Origin of the sequence: Streptacidiphilus monticola, assembly GCF_042658505.1 — a bacterium.
Lineage (GTDB): Bacteria > Actinomycetota > Actinomycetes > Streptomycetales > Streptomycetaceae > Streptacidiphilus > Streptacidiphilus monticola.
In genome coordinates, this window is the sequence record NZ_JBHSQJ010000072.1 from 37,869 (window position 1) to 60,510 (window position 22,642).

15 protein-coding genes and 4 pseudogenes (1 of these 19 running past the window's edge) are annotated in these 22,642 nt (G+C 71.5%); 12 read left to right on the forward strand and 7 right to left on the reverse strand.

The annotated features are described in order from the left end of the window. The first annotated feature begins 4 nt into the window (after window positions 1-4). Window positions 5-2,071 (forward strand): ATP-dependent DNA helicase, encoded by a 2,067-nt coding sequence (locus tag ACFP3V_RS17765; protein WP_380584508.1) that lies wholly within the window; start codon window positions 5-7, stop codon window positions 2,069-2,071. Between the two features lie 180 nt (window positions 2,072-2,251). On the opposite strand, the pseudogene lexA reads toward ACFP3V_RS17765, so the two are convergent. Continuing rightward, a pseudogene (gene lexA / locus ACFP3V_RS17770) lies at window positions 2,252-2,923 on the reverse strand (transcriptional repressor LexA); the annotation flags it as partial. A gap of 626 nt (window positions 2,924-3,549) precedes the next feature. Between lexA and nrdR the strand changes: the two are divergent. Next, entirely contained in the window at window positions 3,550-4,017 is a 468-nt protein-coding gene (nrdR, locus tag ACFP3V_RS17775; RefSeq protein ID WP_380584510.1) for a transcriptional regulator NrdR, read from the forward strand. 164 nt (window positions 4,018-4,181) lie between these two features. Beyond that, window positions 4,182-7,058: a vitamin B12-dependent ribonucleotide reductase gene (locus ACFP3V_RS17780; protein ID WP_380584512.1), complete on the forward strand. Its 2,877-nt coding sequence runs from the start codon at window positions 4,182-4,184 to the stop codon at window positions 7,056-7,058. A gap of 73 nt (window positions 7,059-7,131) precedes the next feature. Here the strand turns inward: ACFP3V_RS17780 and ACFP3V_RS17785 are convergent, their stop codons facing one another. Further along, on the reverse strand, window positions 7,132-7,683 hold the full coding sequence (locus ACFP3V_RS17785) for a GNAT family N-acetyltransferase (protein WP_380584514.1): 552 nt from the start codon (window positions 7,681-7,683) through the stop codon (window positions 7,132-7,134). Between the two features lie 78 nt (window positions 7,684-7,761). Between ACFP3V_RS17785 and ACFP3V_RS17790 the strand changes: the two genes are divergently transcribed. The 3 genes and pseudogenes from ACFP3V_RS17790 to ACFP3V_RS17800 form a co-directional block, all read left to right on the forward strand. Then, on the forward strand, window positions 7,762-8,403 hold the full coding sequence (locus tag ACFP3V_RS17790; protein ID WP_380584516.1) for a histidine phosphatase family protein: 642 nt from the start codon (window positions 7,762-7,764) through the stop codon (window positions 8,401-8,403). Between the two features lie 12 nt (window positions 8,404-8,415). Then, window positions 8,416-8,715 carry a YciI family protein gene (locus ACFP3V_RS17795; protein ID WP_380584518.1) on the forward strand — a complete coding sequence of 100 codons (300 nt, stop codon included), beginning with the start codon at window positions 8,416-8,418 and terminating at the stop codon, window positions 8,713-8,715. Between the two features lie 5 nt (window positions 8,716-8,720). Next, window positions 8,721-8,864: pseudogene (locus ACFP3V_RS17800) on the forward strand (tRNA (guanosine(37)-N1)-methyltransferase TrmD); the annotation flags it as partial. Between the two features lie 172 nt (window positions 8,865-9,036). Here ACFP3V_RS17800 and ACFP3V_RS17805 read toward each other — a convergent pair. Then, window positions 9,037-10,233 (reverse strand): annotated as a pseudogene (locus tag ACFP3V_RS17805) (MFS transporter); the annotation flags it as partial. Between the two features lie 39 nt (window positions 10,234-10,272). Between ACFP3V_RS17805 and ACFP3V_RS17810 the strand changes: the two are divergent. After that, window positions 10,273-10,653 (forward strand): winged helix-turn-helix transcriptional regulator, encoded by a 381-nt coding sequence (locus ACFP3V_RS17810; RefSeq protein ID WP_380584520.1) that lies wholly within the window; start codon window positions 10,273-10,275, stop codon window positions 10,651-10,653. A 144-nt stretch (window positions 10,654-10,797) separates the two neighbouring features. Here ACFP3V_RS17810 and dapA read toward each other — a convergent pair whose 3' ends face one another. Continuing rightward, window positions 10,798-11,691, reverse strand: a complete 894-nt coding sequence (gene dapA / locus ACFP3V_RS17815) for a 4-hydroxy-tetrahydrodipicolinate synthase (protein ID WP_380584522.1) — start codon at window positions 11,689-11,691, stop codon at window positions 10,798-10,800. Between the two features lie 244 nt (window positions 11,692-11,935). Here dapA and ACFP3V_RS17820 point away from each other — a divergent pair, with 244 nt between their 5' ends. Further along, complete coding sequence (locus ACFP3V_RS17820) at window positions 11,936-14,296, forward strand: immune inhibitor A domain-containing protein (RefSeq protein WP_380584524.1); 2,361 nt, start codon at window positions 11,936-11,938, stop codon at window positions 14,294-14,296. Window positions 14,297-14,527: 231 nt separating this feature from the next. Here ACFP3V_RS17820 and ACFP3V_RS17825 read toward each other — a convergent pair whose 3' ends face one another. Then, entirely contained in the window at window positions 14,528-16,072 is a 1,545-nt protein-coding gene (locus tag ACFP3V_RS17825) for an MFS transporter (RefSeq protein ID WP_380584526.1), read from the reverse strand. A gap of 133 nt (window positions 16,073-16,205) precedes the next feature. Between ACFP3V_RS17825 and ACFP3V_RS17830 the strand changes: the two genes are divergently transcribed. The 3 genes from ACFP3V_RS17830 (at window position 16,206) to ACFP3V_RS17840 (ending at window position 18,700) form a co-directional block, all read left to right on the forward strand. Next, window positions 16,206-16,808, forward strand: coding sequence for a TetR/AcrR family transcriptional regulator (locus tag ACFP3V_RS17830; RefSeq protein WP_380584624.1), 603 nt, complete (start codon window positions 16,206-16,208; stop codon window positions 16,806-16,808). A 452-nt stretch (window positions 16,809-17,260) separates the two neighbouring features. Beyond that, window positions 17,261-17,944 (forward strand): ribonuclease HII, encoded by a 684-nt coding sequence (locus ACFP3V_RS17835; protein ID WP_380584528.1) that lies wholly within the window; start codon window positions 17,261-17,263, stop codon window positions 17,942-17,944. 393 nt (window positions 17,945-18,337) lie between these two features. Next, a complete protein-coding gene (locus ACFP3V_RS17840; RefSeq protein WP_380584530.1) occupies window positions 18,338-18,700 on the forward strand; it encodes a hypothetical protein in 363 nt (120 codons plus the stop codon). Window positions 18,701-18,874: 174 nt separating this feature from the next. Here ACFP3V_RS17840 and ACFP3V_RS17845 read toward each other — a convergent pair whose 3' ends face one another. Both ACFP3V_RS17845 and ACFP3V_RS17850 read right to left on the reverse strand, forming a co-directional pair. Further along, window positions 18,875-19,519 carry a hypothetical protein gene (locus tag ACFP3V_RS17845; RefSeq protein WP_380584532.1) on the reverse strand — a complete coding sequence of 215 codons (645 nt, stop codon included), beginning with the start codon at window positions 19,517-19,519 and terminating at the stop codon, window positions 18,875-18,877. Between the two features lie 265 nt (window positions 19,520-19,784). Further along, the gene (locus ACFP3V_RS17850) at window positions 19,785-21,953 is read right to left on the reverse strand and encodes a RecQ family ATP-dependent DNA helicase (RefSeq protein WP_380584534.1); all 2,169 of its coding nucleotides are present in this window, start codon (window positions 21,951-21,953) and stop codon (window positions 19,785-19,787) included. Between the two features lie 223 nt (window positions 21,954-22,176). Between ACFP3V_RS17850 and ACFP3V_RS17855 the strand changes: the two are divergent. Next, window positions 22,177-22,642: pseudogene (locus ACFP3V_RS17855) on the forward strand (DUF4192 domain-containing protein) (it continues 633 nt past the right edge of the window).

The window sequence follows — 22,642 nt, forward strand, 5'->3', positions numbered from 1 at the left end:
TGCCATGAGCGATCTCCTCGAGCCCGACGCCGACGCGGGCAGCACCGAAGCCCCAGCATCCGCCGCTTCCCCTGCCTCCCGGGTCCGGGAACTGCTGCACGCCGCGGTGGAGGCCGTCGGCGGCGTGGAGCGGCCCGGCCAGGTCGCCATGGCCGAGGCCGTGGCCGAGGCTGCGGAGCAGCAGGAGCACCTGCTGGTCCAGGCGGGCACGGGCACCGGAAAGTCGCTCGCCTACCTGGTGCCGGCGCTGGCCCGGAACGAGAAGGTGGTCGTCGCCACGGCCACCCTCGCACTGCAGCGGCAGCTGGTCGAGCGCGACCTGCCGCGCACGGTCCAGGCGCTGCATCCGCTGCTGCGCCGCAAGCCGCTGTTCGCGATGCTCAAGGGCCGGTCCAACTACCTGTGCCTGCACCGGGTCCACGAGGGTGCGCCGCAGGACGAGGGCGAGGGCCTGTTCGATCCGGCGGAGGCGCTGGGCGGCCCCACCTCCAAGCTGGGCCAGGACATCGTCCGGCTGCGCGACTGGGCCGACGAGACGGAGACGGGCGACCGTGACGACCTGTCACCCGGCGTCTCCGACAAGGCCTGGGCCCAGTTGTCGGTCAGCTCGCGGGAGTGCCTGGGCGCCACCAAGTGCCCCTACGGCGGCGACTGCTTCGCCGAGGCGGCCCGCGAGCGGGCCAAGCTCGCCGACGTGGTGGTCACCAACCACGCCCTGCTGGCGATCGACTCGCTGGAGGGCGCCCCGGTCTTGCCCGAGCACGAGCTGCTGATCGTCGACGAGGCGCACGAACTGGTCTCCCGGGTCACCGGCATCGCGACGAGCGAGCTGACGGTGACGGCGGTGAACCGCGCGGTGAAGCGGGCGGCCAAGCTCGCCAACGAGAAGGCCGTGGACGCCCTCCAGGCCGCTGCCGAGAACTTCCACGGACTGATGGAGCTGGCCGACGCGGGCCGGGTCGAGGAGCTGCCGGAGAACATCGCCTACGCGGTGGAGAGCATCCGCTCCGCCTGCCGGGAAGTGATCACCTCCCTGGGCGAGGTCCGGGACAAGTCCCTGTCGGACGAGGACGCGGTGCGCAAGCAGGCCATGGCCTCGCTGGAGACCATCCATGACACGGCGGACCGGCTGCTGGAGGGCTCCGTGTACGACGTGATCTGGATCGAGCGCAACGAGAGGCTGGTCGCGGCCCCCGCCTCGATCCGGGTGGCCCCGCTGTCGGTCTCCGGCCTGCTGCGCGAGAAGCTCTACAACGACCGCTCGGTGGTGCTGACTTCGGCCACGCTGAAGCTGGGCGGGGACTTCAACGGCGTGGCCGCCTCGGTGGGCCTGGCCCCGACCGGCCGTGACGACGTGGGCGAGGAGCTGGCCGGCGAGACGCCCAAGTGGCGTGGGCTGGACGTGGGTTCGCCCTTCGACTACCCGAAGCAGGGCATCCTCTACGTCGCCCGCCACCTGCCCCCTCCGGGGCGGGACCCGGAACGCCCGGAGATGCTGGCCGAACTGACGGAGCTGATCCAGGCGGCGGGCGGCCGGACGCTGGGCCTCTTCTCCTCCATGCGCGCGGCTCAGACGGCGGCGGAGGCCCTGCGGGACAAGGTGCCAGGACCGATCCTGCTCCAGGGCGAGGACACCCTCGGCGAGCTGATCAAGAACTTCGCGGCAGACGCGGAGACTTGCCTCTTCGGCACGCTGTCCCTGTGGCAGGGCGTCGATGTGCCGGGCTCCGCCTGCCAGTTGGTCGTCATGGACAGGATCCCGTTCCCCCGGCCCGACGACCCCTTGATGAGCGCCCGCCAGCGCGCCGTGGAGGACCACGGCGGCAACGGCTTCATGGCGGTCGCCGCGACGCACGCGGCCTTGCTGATGGCCCAGGGCGCGGGCCGGCTGGTCCGCTCCTCGCACGACCGCGGCGTGGTCGCGGTTCTCGACAGCCGCCTGGCGACGGCCCGCTACGGCGGGTTCTTCCGAGCCTCGATGCCCGACTTCTGGTACACGACGGACCGCAACCAGGTCCGCAGGTCGCTTGCCGCGATCAACGCGAGCGCGCCCCCGGTGACGCGCCGTTAGGCCGCAGCCCCGAGGCGCGAAGCGCCTTCAGGGGGCGCAGCCCTCAGGGGCGCGAGGAACTGCGCGCCCAGCACACCACTCAGGGAGGTTCGACCCCTTCATGCGGGACGGACCTCCCTGAGTGGCGGGTTGCTCGCACAGTTCCTCGCGCCCCTGAGGGCTACGCCCTCCAACGGGGCGTCAGAGCCTCCGCAGGACGGCGACGACCTTCCCCAGGATCGTGGCGTTGTCGCCCGGGATGGGCTCGTAGGCGGCGTTGTGCGGCATCAGCCAGATGTGCCCGTCCTCGCGCTTCAGGCGCTTCACCGTGGCCTCGCCGTCGATCATCGCCGCGACGATGTCGCCGTTCTCCGCGACCGGCTGGCGGCGGACGGTCACCCAGTCCCCGTCGCAGATCGCGGCCTCGATCATCGAGTCGCCCTGGACCTTGAGCACGAAGAGCTCGCCGTCGCCCACCAGCTGCCTCGGCAGCGGGAAGACGTCCTCCACCGACTGCTCCGCGAGGATCGGGCCACCGGCCGCGATCCGGCCCACCAGGGGCACGTACGAGGTGGCCGGACGGCCGCCCGTGCTCTCGGGAGCGGGGCGGGCCACCTCCATGCCGCGCACCTCGTACGCCCGGGGCCGGTGCGGGTCGCGTCGCAGGAAGCCCTTGCGTTCGAGGGCCATCAGCTGGTGCGCCACCGAGGAGGTGCTCGACAGGCCCACGGCCTGGCCGATCTCGCGCATGCTCGGCGGGTATCCGCGCCGCTGCACGGAGTCGCGGATGACCTCGATGACGCGGCGCTGACGTTCCGTCAGGCCGGCCTCGTCGGTGCGGATCCCCGGCGGGCGGCCGGGCAGGGCGCGGACCGGGGTCTCGTCGGCGGTGTTTTCCACGGAATGAACGGTCACGGAGTGTCCCGAGGAGTGCGGTGCGGAACCGCCCCGCGGCTGGTCCGGAACCAGGCCCGACGCGGCATTTCGCAGGTCTTCCTGACTGGTGAACTGGGAGCGTTCCTGCACCGGGACGGTGCTGCTTTCGGCGATGGTCACGGCGGCCCCTCTCTCCTTCGGACGATCTCCCTTTGAATAGGCCAACGGGAGCTCCTATCGAAAGGTTGCGCCAAACACACGTTCGAGTGAATTATTGCCCGATTCCCTGAATCGATCAAGGTTCCAGGTGTATTTCGCGGCTCTCGACCGTTCGTGTGTTCGAGACAAATCCTCTCATGCGCGGCGCCCTGGGCGGGCCGAAACGCGTGCTTCCACCGTCCGGCCCAAGCCTTCCGGCTTGACCTGCGGTGATCGCCCGCAGTGAGCCGGGGGTCACGACACGCGGTGGCGGAAGCGCACGCCGTGCACCAGATCTAGTGGTTAGATGGGTGACCGCAGCCCACAGGTAGTGGTCCCCGGTGGCGGAGCTGTCTCCGCCATCGCCTACACTGTCGGCTGCGCCGAGCGCGTCCAACGGGTGGAAACGAGGAGGGGAGAGGGACATGCACTGCCCCTTCTGCCGTCATCCGGACAGCCGCGTGGTCGACTCCCGCACCACCGACGACGGCACCTCGATCCGGCGCCGCCGCCAGTGCCCCGACTGCAACCGCCGGTTCACGACCGTGGAGACCGCCACGCTGATGGTGGTCAAGCGCAGCGGCGTCACCGAGCCGTTCAGCCGGGACAAGGTCATCAGCGGGGTCCGCAAGGCCTGTCAGGGGCGCCCGGTCACCGAGGACGCGCTGGCCCAGCTCGGCCAGCGGGTCGAGGAGGCCGTCCGTTCCACCGGCAGCGCCGAACTGTCCACGCACGATGTCGGTCTGGCCATACTCGGTCCCCTCCGGGAGCTCGACGTGGTGGCCTACCTGCGATTCGCCTCGGTCTACCGGGCGTTCGACTCCCTCGAAGACTTCGACGCCGCCATCGCGGAACTCCGCGCCGAGCGGCCCCCCGCGGCCGCGCCCCAGTAGGGCACGGCCGCGCACCCCAGCACCAGCCCGACGGCGGGCTCCGTGCTGCGCGGAAACACGCGCGAGCGTGTGCACAGCGGCAACCAGCAGGACCTAGCAGTTACCAGTACGGCGACCCGGGAAGCAGCGGGGCGTGCAGGGCGTTTGCCCAGGAGGAGGCGGCAATGACAGATACCACCAGCGGCTCCCGCAACAAGGGCGCGGCCAAGGCCAAGGGCGGCGCCAAGGCCGGCGCGGGTCTGACGGTCGAGCGGATCTACACCACCCCCGGCGTGCACCCCTACGACGAGGTCACCTGGGAGCGCCGCGACGTCGTCATGACCAACTGGCGTGACGGCTCGATCAACTTCGAGCAGCGCGGGGTGGAGTTCCCCGACTTCTGGTCGGTCAACGCGGTCAACATCGTCACGAGCAAGTACTTCCGCGGCGCGGTGGGCACCCCGCAGCGCGAGTGGAGCCTGAAGCAGATCATCGACCGGGTGGTGAAGACCTACCGCGCGGCCGGTGAGAAGAACGGTTACTTCGCCGGCCCCGCGGACGCCGAGATCTTCGAGCACGAGCTGACCTACGCCCTCCTCCACCAGGTCTTCAGCTTCAACTCGCCGGTCTGGTTCAACGTCGGCACGCAGCAGCCGCAGCAGGTCAGCGCCTGTTTCATCCTGGCCGTCGACGACTCCATGGAGTCGATCCTCGACTGGTACAAGGAAGAGGGCATGATCTTCAAGGGCGGCTCCGGCGCCGGCCTGAACCTCTCCCGGATCCGCTCCTCCAAGGAACTGCTCTCCTCCGGCGGCAACGCCTCCGGCCCGGTCTCCTTCATGCGCGGCGCCGACGCCTCCGCCGGCACCATCAAGTCCGGTGGCGCCACCCGCCGCGCGGCCAAGATGGTCGTGCTCGACGTGGACCACCCGGACGTCGAGGCCTTCATCGAGACCAAGGTGAAGGAGGAGGAGAAGATCCGCGCCCTGCGCGACGCGGGGTTCGACATGGACCTCGGCGGCGACGACATCACCTCCGTCCAGTACCAGAACGCCAACAACTCGGTCCGCGTCTCGGACGAGTTCATGAAGGCGGTCGAGGAGGGCAAGGACTTCGGCCTGCGCGCCCGCCTGACCGGCGACGTGATCGAGACCGTCGACGCCAAGGGCCTGTTCCGCAAGATGGCCGAGGCCGCCTGGGCCTGCGCCGACCCCGGCATCCAGTACGACTCGACCATCAACCACTGGCACACCTGCCCGGAGTCCGGCCGCATCAACGCGTCCAACCCCTGCTCCGAGTACATGCACCTGGACAACTCCAGCTGCAACCTCGCCTCGCTGAACCTGATGAAGTTCCTCCGCGACGACGACTCCTTCGACGCGGTGACCTTCGCCAAGGTCGTCGAGCTGGTCATCACCGCGATGGACATCTCCATCTGCTTCGCCGACTTCCCCACCGAGAAGATCGGCGAGACCACCCGTGCCTTCCGCCAGCTGGGCATCGGCTACGCCAACCTGGGCGCCCTGCTGATGGCCACCGGCCACGCCTACGACTCCGAGGGCGGTCGCGCCCTGGCCGGTGCGATCACCTCGCTGATGACGGGCACCGCCTACAAGCGCTCCGCCGAGCTGGCCGCCATCGTCGGCCCGTACGACGGCTACGCCCGCAACGCCGAGCCGCACCAGCGGGTCATGAAGCAGCACGCGGACGCCAACGCCGCCGCCGTGCGCATGGACGACCTGGACACCCCGGTCTGGGCCGCGGCCACCGAGGCCTGGCAGGACGTCGTCCGCCTGGGCGCGCAGAACGGTTTCCGCAATGCCCAGGCCTCGGTGCTGGCCCCGACCGGCACCATCGGCCTGATGATGGACTGCGACACCACCGGCGTCGAGCCCGACCTGGCCCTGGTCAAGTTCAAGAAGCTGGTCGGCGGCGGCTCGATGCAGATCGTCAACGGCACGGTGCCGCGGGCGCTCAAGCGCCTGGGCTACCAGGACGAGCAGGTCGAGGCGATCGTCACACACATCTCCGAGCACGGAAACGTGATCGACGCGCCCGGTCTGCGGCCCGAGCACTACGAGGTCTTCGACTGCGCGATGGGCGAGCGGTCCATTTCCCCGATGGGCCACGTGCGGATGATGTCGGCGATTCAGCCCTGGATTTCCGGCGCCATCTCCAAGACCGTCAACATGCCGGAGAGCGCCACCGTCGAAGAGGTCGAAGAGATCTACTTCGAGGCGTGGAAGCTCGGCGTGAAGGCGCTGGCGATCTACCGCGACAACTGCAAGGTGGGCCAGCCGCTCTCGGCGAAGAAGAAGGAGTCCGCGGCGAAGGCGGAGCCCGCCGCCGTGGAGGCCCCGGCCGCCGTCGAGAAGGTCGTCGAGTACCGCCCGGTCCGCAAGCGCCTGCCGAAGGGCCGTCCCGGCATCACCACCTCCTTCACGGTGGGCGGCGCCGAGGGCTACATGACCGCCAACTCCTACCCGGACGACGGCCTGGGCGAGGTCTTCCTGAAGATGTCCAAGCAGGGTTCGACCCTCGCGGGCATGATGGACGCCTTCTCCATCGCCGTCTCGGTCGGCCTGCAGTACGGCGTGCCGCTGGAGACGTACGTCTCGAAGTTCACCAACATGCGCTTCGAGCCGGCCGGTCTGACCGACGACCCGGACGTGCGGATGGCCCAGTCGATCGTCGACTACATCTTCCGCCGCCTGGCCCTGGACTTCCTGCCCTTCGAGACCCGTTCGGCGCTCGGCATCCACTCGGTGGAGGAGCGTCAGCGCCACCTGGAGACCGGCTCCTACGAGCCGGTCGAGGCCGAGGACGTCGACGTGGAGGGCCTGGCCCAGTCCGCGCCGCGCGAGCAGGCGGCCAAGCCGCAGGCGTCCGCCCAGGTCCAGCCGCTGCCGACGCCGCAGGTGCACAACTCCACGGAGCTGCTGGAGATCCAGCAGGGCATCAACTCCGACGCCCCGCTCTGCTTCTCCTGCGGCACCAAGATGCGCCGCGCCGGCTCCTGCTACCTCTGCGAGGGCTGCGGCTCGACCAGCGGCTGCAGCTGAGCTGAGCAGCCGTCAGTGACGAAGGGGCCCCGACCGGTTCGCCGGCCGGGGCCCCTTCGGCCTGCTGCGCAGTTCAGCGGAGCTCGCCCTCCAGCAGGCCCATGAGGTACATGTCGTGCCACCGCCCGTCGCGGCGGAAGACCTGGCGCAGACGGCCCTCCTCGACGAAGCCGAGCTTCGAGTAGACGTGGTGGGCGGAGCGGTTCTCGGTCACCACCGTCAGCGTGATCTTGTGCAGGCGCATCTGCTCGAAGCCGTACCGGCACATGGTGCGCATGGCGTCGGTGGCGAGGCCCCGGCCCCAGTACTGCTTCTCGCCGATGTAGACGTCGATCTCCGCGATGCCGGTCTCCGGCTCCGCGCCGTGCAGCCGGACCAGACCGACCAGCATCTCGTCGTCCAGGCACTCCACCCCGTAGAGGACGTCCTCGTAGCGGTTGGGCTCCCGCTGTGAGAACCGCTCCACCGTCCTGGCGAGGGTCTGCCGGTAGCCGTCGGACATCCAGCGCATGACCTCGGGGTCGCTGTTCCAGCGCCACAGGGCCTCGGCGTCGGACGGTTCCATCGGGCGCAGCCGCACCCGTTCACCCAGGACCACGGTTCGCTCCTCGTTCGTACGGGTCATGTCTCGCCATATGGACCGGAGCACCCTGGCAGTCCGTCCGGACGGGGGTCAACCGAATAACCGGGCTATCGTGGCGCCATGGCCCGACCTCGGCGGATTGTGCTGCTCAGACATGGTGAGTCACAGGGGAATGTCGACGACACCATCTACCAGCGCGTCCCCGACCACGCGCTGGAGCTCACCGCCCGCGGCCGCGAGCAGGCCCGACGGGCGGGCGAGGAGATCCGGGGGCTGTTCGGACAGGACCGGGCCCAGGTCTACGTCTCGCCCTATCTGCGCACCCGGCAGACCTTCCAGTTGCTCGGCCTCAACCCCAGCCGGATCCGGGTGATGGAGGAGCCCCGGCTCCGCGAGCAGGACTGGGGCAACCTGCAGGACGTCGAGGACATCCGCCGCCAGCGCAAGGCCCGCGACACCTACGGGCACTTCTTCTACCGCTTCACCCAGGGCGAGTCCGGGGCCGACGTCTACGACCGGGTGGGCGCCTTCTTCGAGACCATGCACCGCAACTTCCTGCGCCCGGACTATCCGCCCAACGTGCTGCTGGTGATCCACGGGCTGCTGATGCGGCTGTTCTGCATGCGCTGGTTCCACTGGAGCGTCGAGGAGTTCGAGGCCCTGTCGAACCCCGACAACGGCGAGATGCGCATCCTGCTCCTGGGTGCGGACGGCCGCTATACCCTGGACCGGCCCTTCGAACGCTGGGCCTACCCCTCCTGAGGAGCTGCCGCCATGTACGTCGTCACGCTGTCCTACACCGCGCCGATCGAGCAGGTCGACGCGCTGATCCCGGAGCACCGGGAGTGGCTGGACACCGCGTACGCCGACGGCCTGCTGCTCGCCTCGGGCGCCAAGGTACCGCGCGACGGCGGCATCCTGATCGCGCCGCAGATGGAGCGGGCCGCGCTGGACGCGCTGCTGGCGGACGACCCCTTCGCCAAGGGCGGCGTGGCCCGGTACGACGTCGTCGAGTTCCGGGCCACCAAGACCGCGTCGGCGCTGGTCAACTACCGTGAGGAGCAGACCTCCTGACGGAGGCCCGGCTGCTGCCGGGCGTGCTCGGCAACGCCGAGTCGCACCAGGACGACTCCTTCGCGCCGGGCCGGATGGCCGACCTGCTGGANGCCGGGGCCGGACGAAGAGCGCCACCGCCACCGCCAGCGCGACGGCGAGCAGAACCGCACCCATGCCGAAGGCGGCGTGGTAGCCGCCGTTGAGCGCCACCACCGGATCACTGCCGACGGCGCGCAGCCGGGATGTGCGGGCGGCGGCCAGTGCGGCCGTGGCCGCCACGCCGAGCGCCGCACCGATCTGCTGGCCGGTGTTGAACAGTCCGGAGGCCAGTCCGGCGTCGGCCTCGGCCGTGTCCATGGCCAGGCCGGTGAGCGCGGTCACCGCCAGCCCGAAACCGGCCGCCGCGGCGGCCACGGGCAGGACATCGAGGACGTAACTCCCGTGCACCGGGGCACGGGTGAGCCAGGCCAGTCCGGCCACCAGGGCGGCCAGCCCGCCGGCCAGCACCCGGCCCTCGCCGTGGCGGCGGATCAGCCGCGCGGCGAAGCCGAGGGTGGCCACGGAGATGGCGACGGCGGTGGGGACCATGGCCAGCCCGGTCCGGCCGGCGCTGTAGCCGCGGACCTGCTGCAGGTACTGCGCGAGCACCACCTGGAAGGTGAACAGTGCCGCCACCATCAGCAGTTGCACCAGGTTGGCGCCCAGCACCGAGCGGCTGCGCAGTAGGCGCAGGGGTAGCAGCGGGTCAGCCGTCCGGGACTGCCGCCACAGGAAGGCGCCGAGCAGGGCGAGCGAAAGCGCGCCCAGGCCGAGGGTGAAGCCGGAGAGCCAGCCGTGGGTCCCGGTTTCGACGGTGACGTAGACGGCCAGCATCAGACCGGCGGTCGCCAGCAGCGCGCCGGGGACATCGGCCCGCCGGTGCAGGCCGAGGCCGGGGGCGTCCGGCAGGATCCGGGCCGACAGCAGCGAAGCGGCGAGGCCGATCGGCACGTTGATGAGGAACACCCAGTGCCACCCCGCGAGTTGGGTGAGCATGCCGCCGAGCACCAGGCCGAGGGCGGCTCCTGCGGAGCCGGTGAAGCCGAACACGGCGAAGGCACGGCCGCGCTGCCGCGGATCGGGATAGAGCGCCGCGGTCATGCCCAGGCTGACGGCGGAGACCAGCGCTCCGCCTGCACCCTGCAGCGCCCGTGCCGCGATCAGCAGCCAGGCGTCCGCGGCCACGCCGCAGAGCAGGGAGGCCACGGTGAACAGCGCGAGTCCGGCCAGTAGCACTCGGCGGCGGCCGAGGAGGTCGCCGAGTCTGCCGGCGAGGAGCAGCAGGCCGCCGAAGGCGATCAGGTAGGAGTTCATCACCCAGGCCAGTCCGGTGCTGCCGAACCGGAGTTGCCGCTGGATCTCGGGCAGGGCGACGGTCACCACGGTGCCGTCGAGAACGATCATCAACGTCCCGGCACAGAGCACCGCCAGGGCCAGGCCACGGGCCTTCACAAGGGCCTCCCTCGTCCTTGGGGAACTTCTTGTAACAGAGCCCATGGTGTGTGACCATCGGGACCGGCGGAAGGAGGCACTTTCATGTCACGCAGGAACACCGAGGTAACGGCCCGGAAGCTGGTCGAGGACACCTGCCCGATGGTGGAGGTGCTCGGCCGGGTCGCCGCCAAGTGGAACATCTCCATCCTGGTGGCGGCCAGTCAGGGGCCCATCCGCTTCACGGAGTTGGAGCGCGCGCTGGAGGGCATCAGCCGTCGGATCCTGACGCTGAACCTACGCAACCTGGAGCGGGACGGCCTGCTGACCCGCACGGTCCATCCGACCGTCCCGCCGCGGGTGGAGTACCAGGCGACGCCGATGGCGCTGGAGCTCTACGACTCGCTGGTGGCGCTGACCGACTGGGCCGAGCGCCACCGGGCGGACGTCACGGCCGCGCGCGCCGTCTACGACGCGGTGAACTGAGGACGCGTCAACGGAGAACGGGCGCCCCGAGGACGGACGACCCGAGGACGGACGACCCGAGGACGGACGACCCGAGGACGGACGACCCGAGGACGGGTCCCCTGCGTGCCGGTCGCCTCAGGGCGGCGACGCCGGACCCGGGGGTCAGGCGGGGCAGAGGGCGCTCGCATGCAGGATGGTCACCAGACGGTCCGTCAACTCCTCGTCCGCGGGGGTCAACGGGAGGCGCACCGGGCCCGAGGGCAGGCCCTGGTGCGCGAGCAGCGCCTTGGCGGTCACCGTCCCGGGGTGGCTGCCCATCATGGCCTCCACGAGTGGCAGCAACTCGGCGTTCAGACGGGCGGCGAGCTCGGTCTCGCCACGGGCGTAGGCGTCGAGCACCGCCCGACTCTCCCGGGGGGCGGCGTTGGCCACCGTGCTGATCGCCCCGACTCCGCCCACCGCCGCCAGAGGCAGGTTGAGGTCGTCGTTGCCGGAGTAGTACTGCAAGCCCGTCTCCGCGATCATCCGGGCGCAGTGCAGCAGGTCTCCTGTGCAGTCCTTGACCCCCACGACGCGTGGGTGTTCCGCGAGGCGGCGCAGGGTGTCACGGTCCAGGCGGACGCCGGTCCGGGCCGGAACGTCGTACAGCAGCACCGGAAGTGACGTGGCGTCGGCCACGGACTCGAAGTGCCGCCGGACGCCTTCCTGTGGGGGCCGGCTGTAGTACGGGGCCACGACGAGCAGCCCGTGGGCGCCGGCCGCCTCGGCCTGCCGGGCCAGCTCGACGGCATGCGCGGTGTCGTTGCTGCCGGCACCGGAGAGGACCCGGGCGCGATCGCCGACCGCCTCGACCACCGAGCGGATCAGTGACCGCTTCTCCTGGTCGGTGGTCGTCGGCGCCTCGCCCGTGGTGCCGCTGAGGACCAGTGCGTCGCAGCCCTGGTCGACGAGGTGGGCGGCCAGCGCCTGCGCCCCTTCGGTGTCGAGGCTGCCGTCGCCGTGGAAGGGGGTGACCATCGCGACCGCGAGGCGGCCGAAAGCGGGGGAGGTGCTCATGGGAACAGCGTCGCCCGGGATGGCCGTGTAGCACCAGCAATGATCTCTGGCACTGACTGTTCACGGTTGCTCAACTGTCCGCCCTGCTGCCACCCCGTCCAGTGGTCACAAAGTTCGGAGAAGTACTGGATTTTCTTACCTTTCTTACGATCCAATGTCTGCCACTGGATACGCGTGCTGCAGGAGAGGCCCAACTACCCTCGTGGGCCTCTTTGTTGTGCGCACGCGGGGGAGGAATCACCTGGTGGCAGAGACAAGAGGCTCAGTCCTGAGGCGCACCGCGGTCCTGCTCACGGCGCTGTCCGCGGCCGTCGCCACGGCCGCGGCGTACGGCCCGGTCGCCGTGGCGCAGCCGCAGCAGATCGCCGCCGCCGACGGCACCGTGCGCACGGTGCAGAGCGACGACTACGCGGCTCCGATCGCCAAGCAGCAGCAGAAGGAGCGTCAGGCCGCCCTGCAGGACGTGCTCTCGGGCAAGCGGACCGTGCAGACCGTGCACGGCTCCAAGGTCGTGCGGCTCGGCAAGGGCAAGTACGCCGAACTGGCGCGGGAGAAGACCGACAAGATCTTCACCGTCCTGGTCGAGTTCGGCGACAAGGTCGACAACACCACGCTCTACAACGGGAAGGTCAAGTACGGCGGCACCCCCGGGCCGCTGCACAACCGGATCGAGCCGCCCGACCGCTCGGTCGACAACACCACCTCCTGGCTGGCCGATTTCAACCAGCAGCACTACCAGGACATGTACTTCAGCGGCAGCAAGCCCTCGCTGAAGACCTACTACGAGGCGCAGTCCTCCGGCCGCTACTCGGTCGACGGCTCCGTCAGCGACTGGGTCAAGGTCGACTGGAACGAGGCCCGCTACGGGTCCGACTACTGCGGCAGCCACGTTTGCGCCAACGCCTACCAGCTGATCGCCGACGGCGTGAACGCCTGGGCGGCGCAGCAGAAGGCGGCCGGCAGGACCACGGCGGAGATCAAGGCGACGCTGGCCCAGTACGACCAGTGGGACCGCTACGACTACGACCACGATGGCGACTTCAACGAGCCCGACGGGTACATCGACCACTTCCAGATCGTCCACGCGGGCGTGGACGAGTCCGCCGGCGGCGGCGTCCAGGGCACCGACGCGCTGTGGGCGCACCGCAGTTACGCCTTCGCCTCGCAGGCAGGGGTGACCGGGCCGGAGGGCAACCTGCTCGGCGGCACGCAGGTCGGCGACACCGGCGTCTGGGTCGGCGACTACACCATGCAGGCGGAGAACGGCGGGCTCGGCGTCTTCGCCCACGAGTACGGCCACGACCTCGGTCTGCCGGACCTGTACGACACCGCCGGGGGCGACAACTCCACCGGCTTCTGGTCGATCATGTCCTCCGGCTCCTGGCTGGGCACCGGCGGTTCCGAGATCGGAGACCGTCCGGACGACCTCGACGCCTGGTCGAAGCTGCAGCTCGGCTGGCTCAACTACACGACGGCCCAGGCCGGTTCGAAGAAGACGGTCAAGCTGAACCTGTCCGAGTACAACAGCGACCAAGGCCAGGGGCTGGTGGTCAACCTGCCCGACAAGAAGGTGACGACGGACATCACCACCCCTGGGCAGGGCAGCACCCAGTGGTGGAGCGGCACCGGCGACAGCCGCACGGCCACGCTGGCCCGCGAGATCGACCTCAGCGGCGTGAGCGGCGCCGCTGCCGTCTCGCTGGACGGCTGGTGGGACACCGAGCCGGACTACGACTACGTGTACGCCGAGGTCTCGAAGGACGGCGGGGCCAACTGGACCGTGGTCGACGGCACCGCCGACGGCGGCCCGCTGAGCACCGACGGCGCCGGCAAGCCGGCCCTCAACGGCGCCTCGGACAGCCACAGGCAACTGGTCTACCCGCTGGACGGCTACGTGGGGCAGAAGATCCAGTTCCGCTTCCGCTACACCACCGACACGGCCGTGCACGGCCTCGGCTTCGCGGCCGACCGCATCACCGTCACCGGCGGAGGCTCGACCCTGTTCAGCGACGACGCCGAGACCGAGGCTGCGGGCTGGACCAGTTCCGGCTTCTCCCGGGTGGGCGCGTCGATCACCACCGCCTACCCCGAGTACTACATCGTGGAGAACCGGCAGTACGTCTCCTACGACGCCACGCTGAAGACCGGTCCGTACCAGTTCGGCTGGCTGGACACGAAGGCCGACTGGGTGGAGCACTACCCGTACCAGAACGGTGTGCAGGTGTGGCTCTGGGACACGTCCCAGACGGACAACAACACCAGCCAGCACCCGGGCGAGGGGTTGGCCCTGCCGGTCGACGCGCACCCGCAGCCGACTGTCTGGAGCGGCACCGACATCCTGATGAACCACCGACTCCAGGCCTACGACGCCACCTTCGGCCTGGCGCCGACGGCGTCGCTGGCCGTGCACCGCTACGGCGTGACCACGGTCGTCCCGTCGCAGCAGGGCGTCTCGGTCTTCGACGACCACAAGGGTTCGTACTGGTCGGCGAACGACCCGTGGGGCAGCGTCAAGGTCCCGGACACGGGGACCCGGATCACCGTCGAGAAGTTCTCCAAGGACGGCTCGTCGGTGTGGCTGAAGCTCTCACCGTCGCAGAGCTGAGCCGACGGCTTGTCAGCAGCGGCCGCCCGCCGGAGGCTTCCTCCAGGCGGGCGGCCGTGCGTTCCGTCCGCTGTCGTGGGACAGGGGCCGGCGGGGCGGTCGGGCAGGCGGACGGGGTCCGGCGGGCGGCGGGCGGTCGGGCTGGCGTACGAGGCAGGCCGGTGCGGGCCGTCGGCTCGGCCGCCGGGGCTGCGCGGGCTGCTGCCGGGGGCCGCCGGGCCGGCCGGCCGCTCAGGCCTCCGTGGCCGGAGGCCGGTCCGCGGGCAGGGCGTCCGGCCGGACCGGGTGCATCACGAAGACCGCGATCAGGAAGGCCACCGCGCAGAAGATCAGGCCGACCTCGAAGGCACTGGTCATGCCGTGGACGAAGACCTCGTTGGCGTACGCGGGCGGCAGGTGGCCGCTGGACTTGAACGTGGCCAACTGGCCCGGAGTGGCGTGCTGCAGGAACTGCGCCGCCTGGTGTCTGCCCTCGTTGCGGCTGGCTGTCGCGAAGACGGTGACCAGGATGGCCAGGCCGAGTGAACCACCCACCTGCTGCGTGGCGTTGAGCAGGCTGGTGGCGGCACCGGTCTCGTGGGGCTTGACTCCGGAGACCGCGTTCAGCATCACCGGTACGAAGATGCAGCCCATGCCGAAGCCGAAGACCATCGTCGGCCCGAGCACGCCTTCGGCATAGCTGGAGCCCGTGTTCATCTGCGTGATCCACAGCGTGCCGCCGGTCATCAGCAGCGTGCCCAGGATCAGGAACGGCCGGGCGCCGAACTTGCTCTGCAGCCTGGCCGCGACCTGTGCGGCGAGGATGATCGAGGCGCTCATCGGCAGGAAGCCGAGGCCGGCCCGGACCGGGCTGTAGCCCAGGACGTTCTGGATGAACTGGGTCATGAAGAAGAAGATGCCGAACATGGCCGCGGCCAGGCAGAGCATCAGGCCGTAGCCGCCCGACCGGTTGCGGTTGCGGAACAGGTGGAGCGGGGTGATCGGCTGCGGCGTGCGCCGCTCGATCACCAGGAAGCTCGCCAGCAGCACGACCGCCACGGCGAAGGAGACCCCGGTCCAGACGTCGGACCAGCCCTTGTCGGCGGCCCGGATGAAACCGTAGACGAGCGCGACCATGCCGAGGGTCGAACTCAGGGCACCGGCCAGGTCGAAACGGCCGGGGTGCTTCTCGGAGTCGTTGACGTAGAGCGGCGCCAGCATGGCCAAGGCGAGTCCGATGGGCACGTTGACGAAGAACACCCAGCGCCAGGAGAGCCAGGACGTCAGGATGCCGCCGAGCAGCAACCCGATCGCGCCTCCGGCGCCGGCGACGGCCGAGTAGACGCCGAACGCCCGGTTACGGGCGGGGCCTTCGGCGAAGTTGGTGGCGATCAGCGCGAAGGCCGTCGGCGAAGCGATGGCGCCGCCGATGCCCTGCAGCGCACGGGCGGCCAGCAGCATCCACGAGGCGGTGGCCAGGCCGCCGAGGAGGGAGGCGAGGCTGAAGATCAGCACGCCTGCCATCAGCGTCGGTCTGCGCCCGAGGATGTCGCCGATCCGGCCGCCGAGCAGGAGCAGGCCGCCGAAGGTCAGCGTGTAGGCGTTGAGCACCCAGGAGAGGGTGGCTTCCGAGAAGTGCAGCGCGCTCGCGATGTGCGGCAGCGCGATGTTCACGATGGTGATGTCGAGGACGACCATCAACTGCGTGGTGGCAATGATCGTGAGGGAGAGGCCCGGATGCTGTCCTCGCCGGGCCTGTGCGGGTGGTGCTTTGGCAAGCGTGGATGGATTGGCCACGGCTTCCCCCTGCGGCTATGAGAGGACGCTCGCAATCAATACCTTGGACGGTAGTCCTGTATCTCTTGTGAACGCAATCGTTCCTTATTCTGGGATGGCCGGAAGCGGGAGGGAGCAGGAGGCGGTGGAAGCGATGCGTCGGGCCGGGGTGCGCCGCAGGGGCGCCGAGCTGGAGGCGGCGATCTTCGACGCCGCTCTGGAGCAGCTGACGTCCTCCGGGTACGCACGGCTCAGCATGGAGGCCGTGGCCACGGCGGCGCGTACCGGCAAAGCTTCGGTCTACCGCCGCTGGCCGTCGAAGGAGGAACTGGTCCTCGACGCGCTGCGGTCCACCCTGCCGGAGCCCGGCGTGCCCCCGGCGACGGGGTCCCTCCGCGGGGACCTGTTGGAGGTGCTCGACCGGCTGCGCGTCGCCATGACCTCCCCGCCCGGCTGCGCGGCCCGTGCGGTGATCAGCGAACTGGACCACGAGCGGGCGGCGGCTTTCGTCGGCTTCATGCACGAGCGCCTGGTCGACCCGGTGAAGCAGCTGCTGCGCGAGGTCTTCGCGGCGGCGGAGGCCCGCGGCGAGATCCGCCCCGGTTCGGTGACCCCGGCTGTCGTGGACGTGATCCCCGCGTTGATGATGTACCGCTCCAAGCTGGGCGGTGGCGAGTTCACCCCCGCAGACGCCCGCGCCGCGGTGGACGAGGTCCTTCTGCCCATCGTCCGCACTCATCGGCCGGACACGACCTGACGACGCCGCGGCATGACGCGAACGCGACGTCAGGATGCCTGCCCGCCAGGGAAGTTGCCCCCGCCCGGCAGGGCCTGGCCGCGGCCGCTGGGCCGTGGTTGTTCCGCCCGGCCGGACCGCGGGGCTTGGCCGCGGGCGCTGGGCCGTGGTTGTTCCGCCTGGCCGGACTGCGGGGCTTGGCTGCGCGCGATGCGCCGGGGGCCGGGGCCCGCGCGTGACCGGGAGCGCCGGCCATGCGCCGGGCCGGCCCATGGCCCTGCCGGGACCTGGGGTCCGGCCGCGGCGGCCGGAAATGAGGGAGCGTTGTTGCCGGTGCTTTCGCCGTCCAGGAGTCGTTGGCCACCGCTCGGGCGGCGCCCGGGCGGGCAGGCGGCGGCATGAGGGGTGTGGGGGGCGGCAACCGGGCGTCGGGGGCGGCAAATCGGGGGTCGGGGGGCGGCTAGTCTGTTGCCATGGCAGTCGCTCCCCCCACCCACAGCGTCGAACGGTCCCTGCGTGCGACCGGGTCGACCCTCGTGGCCGGGGTGGACGAGGTCGGGCGCGGGGCCTGGGCCGGGCCGCTCACGGTGTGCGCGGCGATCACCGGGCTGCGCCGCCCGCCGGAGGGGCTGACCGATTCCAAGCTGCTCACCCGGCTGCGGCGTGAGGAACTCGCTCCTGTGCTGGCCCGCTGGGTCACCGCCCATGCCCTCGGGCACGCCAGCCCGCAGGAGTGCGACGAACTGGGCATGACGGCTGCGCTGCGCCTCGCCGCCGTCCGCGCGTTGGAGGCGCTGCCGGTGCAGCCGGATGCGGTGATCCTCGACGGCAAGCACGACTACCTCGGCGGGCCGTGGCGCGTCCGCACGGTGATCAAGGGCGACCAGTCGTGCGTCGCCGTCGCCGCCGCGTCCGTGCTGGCCAAGGTCCACCGGGACGCCGCCATGGCGGAGTTGGGGGCGGGGCACCCGGACTACGGCTTCGCCGACAACGCCGGCTACCCGTCGCCGGTGCACAAGGCGGCTCTCGAGCAGCTGGGGCCGACGCCGCACCACCGGATGTCCTGGGCCTACTGGGAGGAGCTGCCGAAGTGGCGGCACCTGCGGGTGGTCCGTCAGCGCGAGGACTCGGGCGAGCAACTGGCGCTGGGGTTCTGACGGGGCGTCGGACGACGCCGGGGCGGCAGGACGACGACGTCCGGGTGTACGCGGACCATCGGTCGGGTGTGTTGCCCGTACCCCCCTGTCGAGGGCGTGCGGCCTGGGAGTAAGCTTCCCTGCGCCTGTGCGGTGCCATCCGGTGCGCCGCCACGCAGTGCCGAGGAGCTGGAGATCCACAAGACCGACTCGGGCCAGGGCGTTCCATCCACCGACGAGACGGACCCGGTAGCCCGCACCATGCCTGTACCTTCCTCTGTCGTTCCCGGGCCGCGTCCGGGTCCGCGCCCCGGGCCGCCGGCGCGTCGGCCGGTTCCCGGCCCGCCTGCCGGTCCCGCCCGTGTTCCCAAGCCCGGTCCGGCCGTTCGGCGGACGCCCGCCGCTGCGGCGGACGTGCACCAGGTCGAGACGCAGGTCCTGCCGTCGAGCCCCGAGGGCGCGATGGACCGGGCCGACGAGGCGGTCGACCTGCTGCTGGAGACCGGCCGGGCGCCCGAGCAGATCCTCGTCCTGACGACGGCCGAGCCCCACCCCTGGCAGCAGCACGAGGAGTCCTTCGGGGCCGAGCGCTACTGGGCCCAACTGGACGAGGCGGCGGACGTCTTCTACGCGGAGGCGCTCGCCTGCCGCGCTGTCCGGCGCGAGGTCGTGGTGCTCGCGGTCAACGGCGGGGACGAGGCGGCCGTCGCCGCCGCGACCGCCAAGGCCCGGGAACACGCCACCCGGTTGCTGCTGGTCTGCGGCCCGACTGTCTGACCTCCTGAGCGCGGCCGCCACTGCCCAGCTGGGCTGATGGTCGTTCTGGTCGGAAGCCGGGCCCCTGGTCGGGCAGGGCCGCGGCGCTCGGCCTGATGGAGTCTCCGGCCTGGGGCGCGCCCCGAGCGGGCCGGGCCTGCCGGGCCTCTCGGGCGTCCGCGAGGTGACGGCGGCTCAGTTCGCAGCTGCGACAGCGGAGCTGAGTGCCGGTCGGGCGAGCGGTCGGCCGTCCGCGGCAGTCTGCTCGACGGCGATGGCGGCGCGCGGCGGCAGTTCGCTGACCGTGTGCAGGGTTGCGCGGGACCAACCGTCCACCCGGGGCGTGCGGCCGGCGCGGCCGTCCGCCGCCACCCGCCAGCCGGCCTCGGTCAGGGTGACGAAGGCGCCGTGCCGCAGTCCGTGCAGCGCGGCGGCGTCGCGCAGCGCCCACATCCAGGCGCCGTCGCGGTCCTCCCAGTCCAGGGAGCCGCGTCGGCAGAGCAGCAGCACCGCCGTCCGGGTGGGGCGCGCCCGGCGCAGATCGTGCGGGACGGCCTGGCGCAACTGGGCGAGGATCGCGTTGCGCGGGCGCCAGCCGTCCCTGTCGTCCAGGTGGGCGGTCCATGAGGCACCGCCGACGAGACGACCGTCCGCGTCCAGAACGCCGACCGCCACGGTGCCCGGCGAGGGGCGGTGAATCCGGTGCAGCTCGTTGACCAGTGCGCGCGGGTCGCCGACCGGGGCCGGACCGGTCTGCCGCCAACCGGTCGGATCGAGGTTCCTCGGCAGTGTCGGGGGCGCAACGGGGGCCGGTTCCGGGACGAGGCTGATGACAGTCAACTTCCTCCTTCCCCGTGCCCCGCGTCAGGGCACCCCCGCACCACGCGTCCCGGTGCGAAACCGGGTGCGAATACGTGTCAATTCTCACTGCCCGGCGGGGAGTCCGGCAACGGCGGCGCTGCCGGAAGTGTCCGAGGTGCCGACGGAATGTCAGGTTAAGTCCTCGACAGGAGTTCACCCCTGTGTAACGTCCGAGCTGCGGAGGGGCGGGTGTGCGGGTCGCGGCTGCGAGCGGGTCTGGGGCTGGGAGGCGCCTACCCGCCCGTCAGCCCTGCTGGGCCAGGACCAGCGGCAGTACCTCGGCGGCGCCGGCCCGGCGCAGCAGCCGGGCCGCGACGGCAAGCGTCCAGCCGGAGTCCGTGAAGTCGTCCACGAGGAGGACGGGGCCGGGAGCGGCGGCCAGTGCGGCGGCCAACTCCTCCGGGACGGTGAGGGACTCGGCCACCGTCCTGACCCGTTGCGCGCTGTTGCTACGGCCGCCGCGCGGCGGGCGGGCGTACTCGACCCGGCCGAGCAGCGGCAGCCGACCGACCCGCGCGATTCCTTCGCCGAGGCTCTCGACCAGCTGAGGGCGCGTCAGCGAGGCCGTCGTCACCACGCCGACCGGTCGGGCGTCCCAGGCGCCCGGGCCCCGGGACCAGTCCGCGAGCACGGAGACCACGGCGTCCAGGACCTCGGGGGCCACCGGGGCGTCGGGAGCGCCGGGGGCGAAGAGCGGGCGCAGCCGGTTGCCCCAGCCGATGTCGGAGAGGCGGCCGAGGGCCCGGCCCACGGCGGCCTGCTCGCCCGCGGGGATGCGGCCCTTGAGGTTCACCCCCAGGGCCGGGAGGCCGGAGGGCCACTGGCGGCGCGGTTCGACCTCGATGCCCGGACGGCCCAGCATGGCCCGGGCGGCGGCCAGGGTCTCTGCCGAGACCTCGGTGCTGCGGCTGCGCCCCGTGCACCGGTCGCAGCGGCCGCACGGGGCGGCTGACGGGTCGTCAAGCTGGCGGCGCAGAAACTCCATCCGGCAGGACTCGGCGGCGGCGTAGGCCAGCATGGCCTGCTGCTCGGCGGCCCGGGTCCGGGCGACGCGGGCGTAGCGCTCCTGGTCGTAGTGCCACTCCTGGCCGGTGGCGACCCAGCCTCCGCGCACCCGGCGCACCGCGCCGTCCACGTCGAGCACCTTGAGCATGGTCTCCAACCGGGTGCGGCGGAGGTCGACCCGGGCCTCCAGGGCCGGGGTGGACAGCGGCAGCGGCAGCCCCGCCGGGTCGGTGTGCTCGGCCAGGGCGGCCAGGGTGGCCCGGACCTGCTCCTCGGGCGGGAAGGCGAGCGACGCGAAGTAGCGCCAGATCGCCTGGTCCTCCGGCCCGGGGAGCAGCAGCACCTCGGCCCGCTCGATGCCGCGGCCGGCGCGGCCCACCTGCTGGTAGTAGGAGATGGGCGAGTTGGGCGAACCGAGGTGGACCACGAAGCCGAGGTCGGGCTTGTCGAAGCCCATGCCCAGCGCGGAGGTGGCGACCAGGGCCTTGACCCGGTTGGCCAGCAGGTCCGCTTCGGCGGCCTGCCGCTCGGCGTCCTCGGTGCGGCCGGAGTAGGAGGCGACCGCGTGGCCGCGGCTGCGGAGGAAGGCGGTGACCTCCTCGGCGGCGGCGACGGTCAGCGTGTAGACGATGCCGGACCCGGGCAGCTCGTCGAGCCGGTCGGCCAGCCAGGCCAGCCGGTGCGCGGGATCGGGCAGCTGGAGCACGCCGAGGCTGAGGCTCTCCCGGTCCAGCGGGCCGCGGAGCACCAGCGCCTCGCCGCCGCCGGTGCCGAGCTGGTCGGCCACGTCGGCCGTCACGCGCGCGTTGGCTGTGGCCGTCGTGGCCAGGACCGGCACGCCCGGGGCGAGTTCGGCCAGCATGGTGCGCAGTCGGCGGTAGTCCGGGCGGAAGTCGTGCCCCCAGTCGCTGATGCAGTGCGCCTCGTCCACCACCAGGAGGCCGGTGGCGGCGGAGAGCTTGGGCAGCACCTGGTCCCGGAAGTCGGGGTTGTTGAGGCGCTCGGGGGAGACCAGCAGCAGGTCCACACCCCCTGCCGCGACCTCCGCCTGGATCTGCTCCCACTCCTCGGTGTTGGCCGAGTTGATGGTGCGGGCGGTGAGCCCGGCCCGGGCGGCGGAGTCGATCTGATTGCGCATCAGCGCGAGCAGCGGGGAGACGATGACCGTGGGACCGGCCCCGGCGGCTCGCAGCAGGGCGGTGGCCACGAAGTAGACGGCCGACTTGCCCCAACCGGTGCGCTGCACCACGAGCGCCCGGCGCCGGTCCACCACCAGGGCCTCGATGGCGTGCCACTGGTCCTCGCGCAGCCGGGCCCCGGGCCCGGCGAGCGCCCGCAGCACGGCGTCGGCCCGCTCGCGGACGGCGGCGCGGTCGGTGAGCTCGGCGGCGGCAGCGGTGGAGTCCATGACGTCATTGATAGCCGGTCCGGCCGACAAACCACGAAAGAGCCGGCGGCCTGTGGATAACCGCCCCCGCCGTCAGCCCCGGTTCTGCACAGCCCCTCGTCCGTCCACAGATCGGGGCGGACCCTGGAACCGAGGTGGACAGGCGAGAACGCTCGGCCCCATGAACGAGCACAACAGCACCGCGCTGCCGGAGCACTTCTCCTTCGACACCCCGGTCGTCCGCATGCGCACGCCGGGCGACGTCGCCGAGGCCCTGCCCTACCTGCTCGGCTTCTACCCGAGCGACTCCGTCGTCGCCCTCGGACTGCAGGGGCAGCGCCGGCGCCAGGGCGGCACCGTCCGGATCGACATCCCGGAGCCAGGGGCGTACCCGGCCGCCGCCGAGGAGGTGGTCCGCTTCCTCACCGCGCTCTCCGAGCACCGCGACGCCACGCCCGATGCGGTCATCCTCTACGTCTGCCGCGATCCCGAGCCGGGCGGCGAGGGGGCGGGCGTCCGGGACGAGCTGCGCCCGCTCCACCTGGCGCTGACGGCGGCCTTCGCCGCGGCCCGGATCCCGGTGCAGGAGTCGCTCTGCCTCTCCGGGGGCCGCTGGTACTCCTTCACCTGCAGTGAGCCCGGCTGCTGCCCGCCGGAGGGCTCCCCCCTGGTCCCGGCCGGGACCGCTTCCCCGATGGCGGCGGGCGCCG

Coding starts and splice junctions, on each gene's coding strand:
- ACFP3V_RS17810 (WP_380584520.1), top strand. CDS start 10,273: ATGTCACGCAGGAACACCGAGGTAACGGCCCGGAAGCTGGTCGAGGAC.
- ACFP3V_RS17830 (WP_380584624.1), top strand. CDS start 16,206: ATGCGTCGGGCCGGGGTGCGCCGCAGGGGCGCCGAGCTGGAGGCGGCG.
- ACFP3V_RS17765 (WP_380584508.1), top strand. CDS start 5: ATGAGCGATCTCCTCGAGCCCGACGCCGACGCGGGCAGCACCGAAGCC.
- ACFP3V_RS17785 (WP_380584514.1), bottom strand. CDS start 7,683: ATGACCCGTACGAACGAGGAGCGAACCGTGGTCCTGGGTGAACGGGTG.
- ACFP3V_RS17850 (WP_380584534.1), bottom strand. CDS start 21,953: ATGGACTCCACCGCTGCCGCCGCCGAGCTCACCGACCGCGCCGCCGTC.
- nrdR (WP_380584510.1), top strand. CDS start 3,550: ATGCACTGCCCCTTCTGCCGTCATCCGGACAGCCGCGTGGTCGACTCC.
- ACFP3V_RS17790 (WP_380584516.1), top strand. CDS start 7,762: ATGGCCCGACCTCGGCGGATTGTGCTGCTCAGACATGGTGAGTCACAG.
- dapA (WP_380584522.1), bottom strand. CDS start 11,691: ATGAGCACCTCCCCCGCTTTCGGCCGCCTCGCGGTCGCGATGGTCACC.
- ACFP3V_RS17795 (WP_380584518.1), top strand. CDS start 8,416: ATGTACGTCGTCACGCTGTCCTACACCGCGCCGATCGAGCAGGTCGAC.
- ACFP3V_RS17780 (WP_380584512.1), top strand. CDS start 4,182: ATGACAGATACCACCAGCGGCTCCCGCAACAAGGGCGCGGCCAAGGCC.
- ACFP3V_RS17835 (WP_380584528.1), top strand. CDS start 17,261: ATGGCAGTCGCTCCCCCCACCCACAGCGTCGAACGGTCCCTGCGTGCG.